Raw genomic sequence first — 12,325 nt, forward strand, 5'->3', positions numbered from 1 at the left:
AGTGGCGGGGAACGCGCAATGAGATGAATGCGAAGAAGCCCTGTGACCAGGTGACGATCACAGGGCTCCCGCATTCTGCGTGGCAGATGAAGGATTCGAACCTTCGAAGGCAATGCCGGCTGATTTACAGTCAGCTCCCTTTGGCCGCTCGGGCAATCTGCCGCAGCGTGTGCTCGATGAGCACGTGAAAATACTACAAGCACGCACCCGGTTTCACCAACTCGATTGACGCAGGTCACAGATGCGGGTCTCGACTAGACTCGATGACCAGACACTCGACCAGCCACTCATCACAAAGGAGCATTCATGGCCAGCGAATCCTCATTCGACGTCGTCAGCAAGGTCGACCGGCAAGAAGCCGACAATGCGCTGAATCAAGCGGCCAAGGAGATCCATTCCCGCTATGACTTCCGCGGCACCGACGCCTCGATCGCCTGGTCCGGAGAGTCCATTCAGATCAGAGCCGTCAGTGAGGACCGCGTCAAGGCGATCCTCGATGTGTTCCAGTCGAAACTCGTCAAGCGCGGCATCTCCCTGAAGTCCCTCGAGGACGGCGAGCCCTACCCCTCGGGCAAGGAGTACCGCATCGATGCGAGCCTGAAGGAAGGCATCGACAAGGAGAACGCGAAGAAGATCTCGAAGACCATCCGCGACGAGGGACCCAAGGGCGTCAAGGCTCAGATCCAGGGCGATGAGCTGCGTGTGAGCTCGAAGAAGCGCGATGACCTGCAGGAGGTCATCTCCCTGCTCAAGGGCAAGGATCTCGAAGTCGACCTGCAGTTCATCAACTACCGCTGAGCCGGACACTCTACCTGCAAGAAGTGTTCTCGGACCTGCCTGCACCGTGTCTGCGGACGCTGTGCAGGCAGGTCCTCTGCATTCACCGACGTTCCCCTCCCCTGCGCCCTCCGACCCCGCATACCTCATAACGGCGGCTCGGCGACCCTGATGACGCAGCAAGACCACTTCTGACCGCCCCGGTCGTCCTTTGACCGGAAGATGACGGTGCGCGACGCAGATCGACGATCTGCCGCGCACGTGGCTGCGTTCGCCGTCAGGATGGCGGCATGTCCATCACATACTCCCCCGGACAGAGAGCTCAGCGAACGGACACACGGTTATGACCTGCACATTTCCCAAAGCCACCATCACCGGCTATCCCCGTACCGGGCCCGCGCGCGAACTGAAGACGGCGCTCGAGAGCTATTGGGCCGGCCGCATCGACTCCGAGGTCTTCTCCCAGTCCGTGCATACCCTGCGGCTGAGCACCTATCACCGGCTGCGGGAGCTGGGCCTGAACGAGGACTACGCGATTCCCGCCTCCTACAGCCACTACGATCATGTCTTCGACACCGCACTGACCGTCGGGCTCGTCGATTCGGAGACGAGCGGGACCGACTTCGACCTCGACGAATACTTCGCCCTGGCTCGGGGCACGGCGCAGCGGTCACCGCTGGAGTTGACCAAGTGGTTCGACACGAACTACCACTATCTGGCTCCCGAACTCGACGACTCCACGAGGTTCAGAGCCCACCCGCAGCACCTGCTCTCTCTCGTGTCGGAGGCCCGGGCAGCCGGTCACAGGATCCGGCCCGTCCTCGTCGGACCCGTGACGCTGCTGGCACTGGCGAAGACAGCGCCCGGGGGCACCACCTCGGCGTTCGACCGTCTTGAGGAACTCACCGCCGCCTATCGCGACGTCATCGGCGTCCTCGCCGCCGCCGGAGTCGACTGGGTCCAGCTGGATGAGCCGGCACTCGCCACCGACTTCGCGGACCACACCGATCACCAGCTCGCCGAGGCGGCCTCCCGCGCTTACGCCACCCTGACCGGATCGGGCATCCACCCGCAGATCTTCGTCACCGCCCCCTACGGGAGTCTGCGAGCCGGACTGCCCGCACTGGCGAACTCGGGCATCGACGCACTCGGCGTCGACGTCTCGGCCGCGACTCGCGCGATCGACCCGGGCTACGCGGACCGCATCGCGGCCGAGATCCCCGCCTCGGTCCGTCTCGTTGCGGGTGTCATCGACGGACGCAATGTCTGGGCCGACGATCTGCGCTCCAGCCTCACAGTCTTGTACGATCTCGGCCGTGAGCCGCTCAGCGTCTCCACCTCGACCTCGCTGCTCCACGTCCCCCACACCGTGGCCGCGGAGGCGAACCTGCCGGTCGACGTCGCCTCATGGCTGTCCTTCGCCGAGGAGAAGGTCACCGAGGTCGAGGCCCTGGCGATGGCACTCGTCGACGGCCCGAAAGCACGGGCGGAGGCCTTCGCACGTGCCGACCGGGCCGAGCGGGCCCGTGCCGAATCCACCCGAGGCCACAGCGCGAAGATGACCGAATGTGCTGCGCGAGTCTCGGGTCAGCGCGGGGACGGCGTTGGCCCCAGGGTCACCGGGATGTAGTAGAGACCCTTCGAATCCTCTTCGACCGTGACTCGGAGGCGGTCATCGACGCTGACGAAGTCGCTGACCTTGATCGTGCCTTTGGAATCGGAGAGCTTGCGGACCGCGAAGGCGGGGATGAGCCCCTGACGGCCGTCACCGTCGACCGCAAGAGCGTACTTGGGTCCCGTGGCCCGAACCTTGACCTCGATGGTGTCCTCGACCTCGCTCGGCAATTCGGTGTCGAGATCGGGATTCGTCAGTGCGGAGAGCTCGACGGCGAGCGTGTCGGCCATATCATCGACCGTGGCGAGCATGTTCGCCATAGCCCGGGCGAACTCTCCGTGCAGCTCGCTGGGCTTCATGGCGGCGCCGGGCTTGTACATGTCCTCGTGGGTCAGCTCGCCCCAAGCGTCCTGGAGCCTGGTCTTGACCTGGATCTCGGCGAAGACCGATTCTCCCTGGTCGGCAGGGATCCGCAAGGTCACGTGACAGGCCCGGTATCCGCTGGGCTTGGGCGGGTCGACGTAGTTCTTCTGATCGATGAGAACGAAGGAACCCAGCTGCTGCGGGTCCCGCAGAGCGTCGAACATCATCGTCTGATCACGCGGGGACTTGCACAGCACCTTCACTCCGACGATGTCGCGGATGTGATTCTCCACCTCGCGAGGCGTCGTGATCTCCAGCCCCGGATCCTCGGCTGCCTTCTCGACCAGCTTCGCCAGAGTCCGGGCTGGGTCTTTGATCCGGTGCCCATCGACGTCCAGGCGGGAGATGTCCTTGTCCTTGAGCAGGCCCTTCTGCTGCTGTTTGAGCCAAGCCTTGATCCGCACGGCGGCTGCCTCCCACACGTCCCGACGCTGCGCATAGGCGTCTGTGACCACTTGCCTCATCGCCGAATCCGCGCTCACCGTTCCTCCTTGGCCTCAGGGGTCCCGTCGTCATTTCGCACCACTCCCATCAAACCACGAGCGCGCCACCGATGCGGTGACGCGCTCGCTGATCGTCGTTTCCAGCTGTGCTCGGTGACCTCTGGGTCAGTGCCCCGATGCGGGCGACGCGACCGGCTCCGGCTGCAGGTGGTTGCGGGCCTCGGCCAACATGCCCTCACGAGTGGCGATCTTCACACGCTCACGACCCTGCGCCTCACCAAGAACCTTCTCCGCCACCTCGACCCGGTGATAACCCTCCCAATCCGCGTAGTCAACGCCCTTGGACTCAAGGAGATCGACGATCGAGCCCTCATCCGGATACACAGGCTCAGTCAACACACCCGCGGCACGATCATCAAGAATATGCCCGATCGTCTCCAAAGCATCGCCCTTCGTATGCCCGATCAACCCCACCGGACCACGCTTGATCCACCCAGTCGCATACACGCCCTGAACCACATCCGCCTCGGCAGAGGACACCTGATCGTCGGAATCGACGACACGACCCTCATGATTCGGAATCACACCCTTACCCGCGTCGAAGGGCAACTGCGGCAACGCGGTACCCGCATACCCCACCGCCCGGTACACAGCCTCGAACTCCCAGTCGTGGAACGTGCCGGTACCGAGGACCCCACCCGAACCGTCCAGCTCCATCCTTTCCGTGCGCAGACCCATCACACGATCCTCCCCGAGAACGGCCACCGGCGCATGAAGGAAGTGCAGATGCAGACGACGCTTAGCCCCGACAGGTTCACGCATCGTGAAGTCAGTCAGCGTCTTCGCAACCTGCTTAGTCTGATTGCTGGCTTCGATCGCCTCCAACGACCCGTCATCGAACTCAAAATCCTCCGGATAGACGATGAGGTCGACATCCTTGACATGCCCCAACTCGCGCAGCTCCAAGGGAGTGAACTTCGCCTGAGCCGGCCCGCGCCTGCCGAACACATGCACATCGGTCACCCGCGATGACTTCAACCCCTCATAGACATGATCGGGAATCTCCGTCGTATGGAGATCATCGGGCTGCTTCGACAACACCCGCGCCACATCGAGGGCCACATTGCCATTGCCGATGACAGCAACCTTCTCCGCCTCCAAAGGCCACGTCTGGGCCACATCCGGATGCGAGTCATACCAATTGACGAACTCCGCAGCCCCATACGAACCAGGCAGATCCACACCAGGAAGACTCAACGAAGCATCGACGAAGCAACCGGTCGAGAAGACCACCGCATCATACCGATCGGTCAACTCCTCCAAGGCGATGTCAACACCGTACTCCACATTCGAAAACAGACGGATGTCACCCCGATCGAGGACCTTGATCAACGCATTGACGATACCCTTGATCCGCGGATGGTCCGGAGCCACCCCATAGCGGACAAGTCCGAACGGAGTCGGCAGACGCTCGAAGAGATCAATACTGATCTCGAAATCACGCTCGGCCTTGGTCAGCAGATCGGCCGCATAGATCCCGGCAGGGCCGGCACCCACGATAGCCACTCGGAAGGGACGCGTCATTCTCACACCTCTCTAGTCAGTCAGTTCCGATTGTATCGGCAACGAAGGTACTCCTAACAAACACGTGACGAAACTCGCATTCTCGTCCCATCTGACAGAATCGGTCGGCGCTTCTCCCCCGTATCATTAGACTCGCCATGTGAACCCAGATCCGTCTCCAGATTCGAATGCTCTTCGCCGAACCGGGTTGGCCAATGGTCTGGCCGCCTACCTGCTGTGGGGGCTCATCCCACTCCTGTTCGCGGCCGCGGCGCCGACCGGTGCGCTCGAGCTCGTGTCCCACCGCGTCATCTGGTCACTGCTCTTCTGCGCCATCCTCCTGGCCTTCACCGGCGGATTCAAGCGCACCTGGAAGATCGTCCGGTCGGGTCGCACGTTCTGGCTGCTCGCCTTGGCCTCCGTGCTCATCGCCGTCAACTGGACGGGATTCGTCTACGGGGTCGAGACCGGTCGCCTCGTCGAGGTGTCGCTGGGTTACTATCTCAACCCCCTCATCTCCATCGGTCTGGGCGTCGTCTTCCTCGGCGAGAAGCTGCGGCCCCTGCAGTGGCTCGCCGCCGGGTTCGGTCTCACCGCCGTCATCATCGTCGGCCTCGGCATCGGGCGGATGCCCTACCTCGCGTTCACGGTCGCACTGTCCTTCGGCCTCTACGGACTGGTCAAGAACAAGGTGGGCGGTCGAGTCGGCGCATTGGAGGGAATGACCGTCGAGTCCGCCGTGCTGGCGATCCCCAGCGCCATCTATCTCCTTGTCCTCGCCTCCCAAGGGCTGTCCACGTTCACAGGCTTCGGCGTCGGCCACGTCATCATCATCCTCGTCACGGGACCGGCCACGGCGATACCGTTGATCCTCTTCAGTGCCGCCGCGCGGAGGATTCCGCTGTCCTGGGTGGGCATGCTGCAGTACATCACGCCGACGATGCAATTCATCACCGGTGTGTTCATCCTCGGTGAGTCGATGTCGACCACGCGGTGGATCGGCTTCTTCGTCATCTGGGTCGCCGTGGTCCTGCTCTGCACCGACATCGTCCGCCGGAGCAGGCGCAGACTGTAGTCGGGGTCGACGCTCACACGGCATTTCGCTTTTTCATCACCGTCCGATTCGCGACCCTGAATCATTGTCCGATTCGCGACCCCGTAAACCATTGACAGCTCTATCGGCTCCATGGTTAATTAGTTAAGTAATTAACCAACATGCATGGAGCCGATGTGATCGACGAAGCCAAACCACTGTTCGCTCAGATCGCCGAGCAGGTCGAAGATTCGATCATCAATGGAACTCTGCCGGAGATGTCTCGAGCACCATCGACCAACGAACTCTCCAGCTTCTACTCGATCAACCCTGCAACTGCGGCCAAGGGAGTGAACCAGCTCGTGGCCAAGGGCGTCCTCGAGAAACGACGCGGCATCGGAATGTTCGTGAAGGAAGGAGCCCGAACATTGCTCATCAACGAATACAGGACCGCCTTCTCCGACAACTTCATCGCACCACTCCTCACCGAAGCGAACAGGCTCGGACTCGAACGCGATGATGTCATCACACTCATCGCCGAACGCTCCAAGGAGTTCGGCAGCTCCCACGGCCTCGACCCGACCACTACGAAGGGATGAAGGATGACCTCCGTCATCGACGTGCGCGACCTCACGAAGACGTACAAGCACACCGCCGCTCTCGACAACGTCAATCTGTCGATCGAAGAGGGTTCGATCTACGGACTCCTCGGTCGCAACGGCGCGGGAAAGACCACACTGATGTCGATCCTCACAGCGCAGAACTTCGCCACCGACGGAATCGTCGAAGTATTCGGCGAGCAGCCATATGAGAATGCCCGCGTGCTCAATCGAATGTGCTTCGTCAGGGAGAGCCAGAAGTATCCTGACGATGCGACTGCCAAGCACGCCCTGTCCACTGCTCCGCTGTTCTTCCCACGATGGGACCAGGACTTCGCCGGTGAACTCATCAGTGACTTCCACCTGCCGCTGAAGACCCCCATCAAGAAGCTCTCACGCGGACAGCAGTCGGCCATCGGAGTCATCATCGGTCTCGCGTCCCGAGCGGAGATCACGTTCTTCGATGAGCCGTATCTCGGCTTCGACGCCGTCGCCCGGCAGATGCTCTACGACCATCTCATCGCCGACTACGCCGAACACCCGCGAACGATCATTCTCTCGAGTCATCTCATCGACGAGGTGGCCGACCTCATCGAGAATGTCATCGTCATCGACCGAGGTCGGATCATCATGGACGAATCCACCGAGACGGCGCGGACACGTGCAGTCAACGTCGTCGGCGATGCCGATGCCATCGAACGCTTCGTCGCCGACCGGGAGGTCATCCACAGCGAATCCCTCGGCCGCGTCACTTCGACGACGATCCTCGGTCAGCTGACAGATGCCGACCGTGAATTCGTCGCCGCAGCGAACCTCGACCTCACCCCGGTCTCCCTTCAGCAGCTCATCGTGCGCGCTACGCAGGAGGGCACGTCACTCAACGACACCGCAGTCAGGAGCCCGCAATCATGACCGCAGCAGCCGAAACCTTCAGCACCCGGCCCACCGACCGGTCGAGGAGTCGAACCCTCGGGGTCGTCAGGCTCCAGTTCATGAACACCCAGACCTTCGTCTGGGTACCGGTCCTCGTCCTCGGCGGTGCCTGGCTGGTCACGCTCCTGATCCATTGGATCATCTCCGCCTCCGGGGTCGAGGGACCGATGTTCAGCGGAGGATCACAGGCACCTCTGTGGTACTTCGCGGTGGTCGGCGCGCAGGCGATGAATCTGACGTACTACTTCTCTCAGGCGATGAGTCTCACGCGCCGCGAGTTCTACCTGGGATCGCTGGCCGCCGCGGCGATCAGCGCCGTGGGGATCTCGACGGTCTTCGTCCTCCTCGGGCTGTTCGAACAGGCCACCGACGGCTACGGCATCAACGGATACTTCGCCTATCTTCCCTGGATATGGGTCGAAGGGGCCTTCGCCGCAGGCCTGACCTACTTCGCTCTGACCATGCTCGCGTTCATCCTCGGGTTCTGGTTCGCCATCGTCAAGCAGCGCTTCGGACCTCTCATCCTCACCACGGTGCTGATCGCGATTGCGCTCCTCCTACTCGGTGGGGCCGCACTCATCAGCCTCAACGGCCTCTGGCCGGAGGTCTGGATGTGGTTCGTCGACACTCAGAGTCTGGGGCTCACGCTCTGGGCACTCGGGTTCTGCGCGGTCCTCGCCGTCGGTTCCTATCTCACCTTGCGCCGGCTGACCTCCTGAACGGGAGCCTCAGACCACGAGCCGCAGCACCGCCGCGGAGAGCACCCCGCTCAGTGCGACTGCGGCACCCATGGCGGTGGTGATGCGCCACCCGAGTGACTTTCCGACCATGACCATGGACGGAAGGCTCAGAGCCGGAAGTGCGAGGAGCAGAGCTCCTGTGATTCCCGTACCCACGCCGACGGCGAGCAGGGCGACGATGACGGGGATCTCGCCCCCGGTGGGGATCACCAAGAGGGTGCCCACAACCGCGACGATGAGGACCGCGATCGCACCCACCTGGGCTTCGAGCCCGTAGACGCCGATCAGCCAGGGACTGATGAGTCCGATGACGAAGACGAGCACGAGATGCTCGGGCACGAGGATCAGCGCGAAACGGGACAGCGACCGCAGATAGCGCAAGGGAAGGGACGATGGCCTCGGCGGCTCGGGACTCGGCTCCGGAACCGCCTCGGCCTTCCCCTTGACCCAGCGACCGATGAGAGCGCTGGCCCCGATGGCGACCAGGGCTCCGAACACCAGGCGCGTCACCGCGTATTGCCAGGGCAGGACAAGTGCGAGGAAGACGAGCACAGCCGGGTTGAGGAGGGGGTTGCCCACCCAGTAGGCCAAGGCGGCGCTGCGTCTGACGCCCGAGCTGCGCAGGCCCACCGTGACCGGAGCCGCGCAACACGTGCACATCATCGACGGCAGAGACATCGCCGCCCCGACGAGCGCCTGGCCGGTGTGGGCGCGACGATTCATCACGCGCAGCAGCCAGTCCCGAGGCACCAAGGCATCGACGGCCGCAGCCACCACCAGAGCCACCAGGAGCGCCTTCCACACAGCCGTGAAGTACACGAGAGTGAAGTCCCAGGCTCCGGCCAAGGAGATCGTCTCCCCAGCATCGTCGAAGAGCGGACCGCCGTCCCAGACAGAGGTCTGGCTCATCGTCCACGCCTTGTCCCAATACGGCATCCACTTCGACCAGCTCAGCCCTACCAGGAGGAACAGCAGGAGCACGCCCAAACCGATCCAATCGACCGGGGTCAGCCGTCGCCGAACGCTCGGCTGGTCTTCAGTACGAGCCGCACCCGGCTCTGTCTCTGCGACACCCGACACGATTCCCGCCCTTCATCTCAGGCGCTGCGCGAGACCACGGAATCGGCGAACGTGAACAGTGATTCCTTGACCAATCCCTCGGGCAGTGGGGCGAGCGCTGCCTTCGCCTCATCGGCCCAGCGAACCGCCTCGGCGCGGGCGCGGGCCGTCACCGGGTGAGCGGCCAGAGCGGCACGAGCGGACTCGAGCGCTTCGTCCGAGCTCAGGTCGGCGTCGAGGAGCTCGACCACCTCGGCGGCGGTTGCGTCCCCGTCGGCCGCGGCGGCACGGACGTAGAGCACCGGGAGGGTCGGGACCCGCTCCCGCAGGTCGGTGCCGGGAGTCTTGCCCGACACCGATGAGGTGGTCGTCAGGTCGATGATGTCGTCGGCGAGCTGGAAGGCGATGCCGACGCGTTCGCCGAAGACGCGCACGGGCTCGGCCAGCGACCGGTCTGCGCCCGAGAACATCACCCCGAACTGCGCCGAGGTGGCGATGAGGGATCCGGTCTTGTCCGCGAGCACCTGGATGTAGTGTTCGATCGCGTCCGCGTCCTGGGGCGGGCCGGCGAATTCGTCGAGCTGTCCGAGGACGAGGCGTTCGAAGGTCTCTGCCTGAACCGTCACAGCATCGGGACCGAGCTTCGCCGTCACCCCTGAGGCCTTCGAGAACAGGAGATCGCCCGTGAGGATGGCCACGGAATTGCCCCACACCTCGTGCGCGGCCGGAGCACCTCGGCGTACCGGAGCATCGTCCATCACGTCGTCGTGATAGAGCGAGGCCAGATGGATGAGCTCCACGGCCACGGCCGCGTCGATGATGTCCTCGCGCTCGGGTTCGCCGAGGCGTGCGGTGAGCAGGAGGAGGTTCGGACGGGCGCGTTTCCCACCCGCGGCGAGAAGATGTTTGGAGGCGGTGTCGGGCAGTTTCCGTGTCTGCTCGGTCACGTCGTAGAGCCTGCGCTCGACGGCTTCCAGCTGAGTCGAAATGTCTGCCGCAAGCTGGGCATCGGCACCGATAAAAGTCGCCGGAGAGGCTAGGTGGCTCATGTCCTCGTCATTCATCGTAGTCAGTGGTGTAGTCGCTGGTGCACTCAGGCATTGCTGGTGGCCGGAACGATTCGGGTGAGAGCTGAGATCACCCGGTCGATGAGATCGGCCTCGGAAACCTTCGGGTCGCGGTAGAGGTTCGCCAACAATTTCACGACGAACTCCATCACAACATCAACACCCATACCGTACTTGATTCCGAAGTGCATGAGGGAGGGGTGGCCGATAATGGCGGAAAAAAACGCGCCCCAGGGAGAAATAGCCGCCCAGGGAGTCCCCGAGGAGACTGGGATACTCCTGCAGCTTCCGTCGCATCACGTGCTGTGGGAAACGGGAGTAGGTCGAGATCACCTCGGCGGCCAGTCGAGCCGATTCGAGGGCGTAGTCGATGCCCTCCCCGTTGAACGGGTTGACCATCCCGCCCGAATCGCCGACGAGGAGGAGTCCCTTGTGGAAGTGCGGGGTGCGGTTGAAGGCCATCGGCAGGGCCGCGGACTTGATCGGCCCTAGGGAGGTGGTCTCGTCGATGCCCCATTCGTGTCCCATATCGGCGATCCACTTCCCCATCATCGCGCGGAAGTCGATGGAGCCGAATTCGGGCGAGGAGTCCAGCAGGCCGGCTCCGATGTTGATGGTGCCGTCGCCGAGGGGGAAGAGCCAGCCGTAGCCGGGCAGCGCCTCGGACTCGCCCGCCGCAGTGCCCGAGCGCATCTCGACCCAGCTCTCGATGTAGTCGTCGGCATGCCTCGGCGAGGAATGGTAGGCACGCACGGCCACACCCATGGGACGGTCATCGCGCTTCTCCAGGCCCATGGCCACGGCCAAACGCGAGGAGACCCCGTCGGCGGCGATGACGATCGGGGCGGTGAAGTGAGCGTCGGGTCCGACCCTGCGGCCGCGATGGTCGGTGCCGGAGGCGTGGACGCCACGGATCCAGCCGTCGTCCCCGATGTCCGGAGACATGACTTTGACCTGCTCGAACAGCCGGGCACCGCTGCGCTGGGCGTGGCGGGCGAAGGCCTCGTCCATCGTCATCCGCGGCTTCGTCAGCCCGAAGTTCGGGGTGCCGTCGATGTCCGGCCAGTCGATCTCCAGGCGATGCCCGCCGCCGATGAGGCGCAGGCCCCGGTTCGGGTGCCACCCCTCGGACTCCGGGGTCTCCATCCCCAAGAAGCCGAGCTCTTTGACCGCGCGAGGCGTCAGGGCGTCGCCGCAGATCTTGTCCCGCGGGAATCCCGACTTCTCGACGATGATGACCTCGTGGCCGGCCTGAGCCAGATAGGCGGCGATCGCCGATCCTGCGGGGCCGGCGCCGACGACGATGACCTCGGCCTCGAAGCTGTTCATGGTCAGCGTCCGGCGCCCGGCTTGAGGGCGTGGTGGACGGCGACGATTCCGCCGGTGAGGTTGCGATGCTTGACCTGGTCGAATCCGGCGTCGAGGATCTGGTGGGCGAATTCGTCCTGGTCGGGCCATGCGCGGATCGATTCGGCCAGGTAGACGTAAGCGTCCGGGTTCGAGGACACGGCCGTCGCCACGGCCGGCAGGGCCCGCATCAGGTATTCCTTGTAGGCGAGGCTGAAGGGCGCGAACGTCGGCGTCGAGAACTCACAGATGATGAGGCGCCCGCCGGGCTTGAGCACACGCAGCATCTCCGCCAGCGCGACATCCACGTCATTGACGTTGCGGATGCCGAAGGAGACGGTGACGACGTCGAAGCCGGCATCGGAGAACGGCAGGTCCATCGCGTCGGCGTAGATGAAGTCGATCCCGGGGTGACGGCGACGACCCTCGGCGAGCATGCCCTGCGAAATGTCACCGGCGACCACCTCGGCACCGTGATGGGTGAACGTCATCGACGAGGTGCCCGTTCCGGCCGCGAGATCGAGGACGCGCTCTCCCGGTCCGGCAGCCACCGAATATGCGACCGTCCGACGCCATGTCCGCGCCAGGCCGAAGGTGAGCACATCGTTGGTGAGGTCGTAGCGAGAGGCGACGTCATCGAACATCGACGCAACGTCATCGGGCTGCTTGTCCAGCTGAGCACGGTTCATGCCACCATTGTCTCAACACCTGAACCCCGGGGCGAAT

11 protein-coding genes, 1 tRNA gene and 1 pseudogene are annotated in these 12,325 nt (G+C 63.7%); 6 read left to right on the forward strand and 7 right to left on the reverse strand.

Annotated features, from left to right (window positions below; genetic code table 11):
- Positions 1-80: 80 nt before the first annotated feature.
- Positions 81-162: transfer RNA gene (locus BKA07_RS16540), tRNA-Tyr, on the reverse strand.
- A 144-nt stretch (positions 163-306) separates the two neighbouring features.
- Between BKA07_RS16540 and BKA07_RS16545 the strand changes: the two genes are divergently transcribed.
- On the forward strand, positions 307-798 hold the full coding sequence (locus tag BKA07_RS16545; protein ID WP_167951954.1) for a YajQ family cyclic di-GMP-binding protein: 492 nt from the start codon (positions 307-309) through the stop codon (positions 796-798).
- A gap of 322 nt (positions 799-1,120) precedes the next feature.
- Positions 1,121-2,407: a hypothetical protein gene (locus tag BKA07_RS16550; RefSeq protein ID WP_167951956.1), complete on the forward strand. Its 1,287-nt coding sequence runs from the start codon at positions 1,121-1,123 to the stop codon at positions 2,405-2,407.
- Here BKA07_RS16550 and BKA07_RS16555 read toward each other — a convergent pair.
- Both BKA07_RS16555 and BKA07_RS16560 read right to left on the reverse strand, forming a co-directional pair.
- Positions 2,365-3,297 (reverse strand): RelA/SpoT domain-containing protein, encoded by a 933-nt coding sequence (locus BKA07_RS16555; RefSeq protein WP_167951958.1) that lies wholly within the window; start codon positions 3,295-3,297, stop codon positions 2,365-2,367. The genes BKA07_RS16550 and BKA07_RS16555 overlap by 43 nt on opposite strands.
- Positions 3,298-3,423: 126 nt before the next feature.
- The gene (locus BKA07_RS16560; RefSeq protein WP_167951960.1) at positions 3,424-4,842 is read right to left on the reverse strand and encodes an FAD-dependent oxidoreductase; all 1,419 of its coding nucleotides are present in this window, start codon (positions 4,840-4,842) and stop codon (positions 3,424-3,426) included.
- Positions 4,843-4,981: 139 nt separating this feature from the next.
- Between BKA07_RS16560 and rarD the strand changes: the two genes are divergently transcribed.
- The 4 genes from rarD to BKA07_RS16580 all read left to right on the forward strand — a co-directional run bounded on the left by rarD (position 4,982) and on the right by BKA07_RS16580 (position 8,105).
- Complete coding sequence (gene rarD, locus BKA07_RS16565) at positions 4,982-5,896, forward strand: EamA family transporter RarD (RefSeq protein WP_167951962.1); 915 nt, start codon at positions 4,982-4,984, stop codon at positions 5,894-5,896.
- 155 nt (positions 5,897-6,051) lie between these two features.
- A complete protein-coding gene (locus BKA07_RS16570; protein ID WP_342449108.1) occupies positions 6,052-6,453 on the forward strand; it encodes a GntR family transcriptional regulator in 402 nt (133 codons plus the stop codon).
- A 3-nt stretch (positions 6,454-6,456) separates the two neighbouring features.
- Positions 6,457-7,365 (forward strand): ABC transporter ATP-binding protein, encoded by a 909-nt coding sequence (locus BKA07_RS16575; RefSeq protein WP_167951964.1) that lies wholly within the window; start codon positions 6,457-6,459, stop codon positions 7,363-7,365.
- A complete protein-coding gene (locus tag BKA07_RS16580; protein ID WP_167951966.1) occupies positions 7,362-8,105 on the forward strand; it encodes a hypothetical protein in 744 nt (247 codons plus the stop codon). Before BKA07_RS16575 ends, BKA07_RS16580 begins: the two co-directional genes overlap by 4 nt.
- Positions 8,106-8,114: 9 nt before the next feature.
- Here BKA07_RS16580 and BKA07_RS16585 read toward each other — a convergent pair whose 3' ends face one another.
- From BKA07_RS16585 to BKA07_RS16600, 4 genes and pseudogenes are all read right to left on the reverse strand, one after another.
- Complete coding sequence (locus tag BKA07_RS16585; RefSeq protein WP_167951968.1) at positions 8,115-9,206, reverse strand: permease; 1,092 nt, start codon at positions 9,204-9,206, stop codon at positions 8,115-8,117.
- A gap of 17 nt (positions 9,207-9,223) precedes the next feature.
- A complete protein-coding gene (locus BKA07_RS16590) occupies positions 9,224-10,234 on the reverse strand; it encodes a polyprenyl synthetase family protein (protein ID WP_167951970.1) in 1,011 nt (336 codons plus the stop codon).
- Between the two features lie 44 nt (positions 10,235-10,278).
- A pseudogene (locus BKA07_RS16595) lies at positions 10,279-11,581 on the reverse strand (geranylgeranyl reductase family protein).
- Between the two features lie 2 nt (positions 11,582-11,583).
- A complete protein-coding gene (locus BKA07_RS16600; protein ID WP_167951972.1) occupies positions 11,584-12,288 on the reverse strand; it encodes a demethylmenaquinone methyltransferase in 705 nt (234 codons plus the stop codon).
- Positions 12,289-12,325 lie beyond the last annotated feature (37 nt).

Source organism: Brevibacterium marinum (assembly GCF_011927955.1).
Taxonomy (GTDB): Bacteria; Actinomycetota; Actinomycetes; order Actinomycetales; family Brevibacteriaceae; genus Brevibacterium; species Brevibacterium marinum.

Coding starts and splice junctions, on each gene's coding strand:
- BKA07_RS16545 (WP_167951954.1), top strand. CDS start 307: ATGGCCAGCGAATCCTCATTCGACGTCGTCAGCAAGGTCGACCGGCAA.
- BKA07_RS16550 (WP_167951956.1), top strand. CDS start 1,121: ATGACCTGCACATTTCCCAAAGCCACCATCACCGGCTATCCCCGTACC.
- BKA07_RS16560 (WP_167951960.1), bottom strand. CDS start 4,842: ATGACGCGTCCCTTCCGAGTGGCTATCGTGGGTGCCGGCCCTGCCGGG.
- BKA07_RS16575 (WP_167951964.1), top strand. CDS start 6,457: ATGACCTCCGTCATCGACGTGCGCGACCTCACGAAGACGTACAAGCAC.
- BKA07_RS16580 (WP_167951966.1), top strand. CDS start 7,362: ATGACCGCAGCAGCCGAAACCTTCAGCACCCGGCCCACCGACCGGTCG.
- BKA07_RS16590 (WP_167951970.1), bottom strand. CDS start 10,234: ATGAGCCACCTAGCCTCTCCGGCGACTTTTATCGGTGCCGATGCCCAG.
- BKA07_RS16600 (WP_167951972.1), bottom strand. CDS start 12,288: ATGAACCGTGCTCAGCTGGACAAGCAGCCCGATGACGTTGCGTCGATG.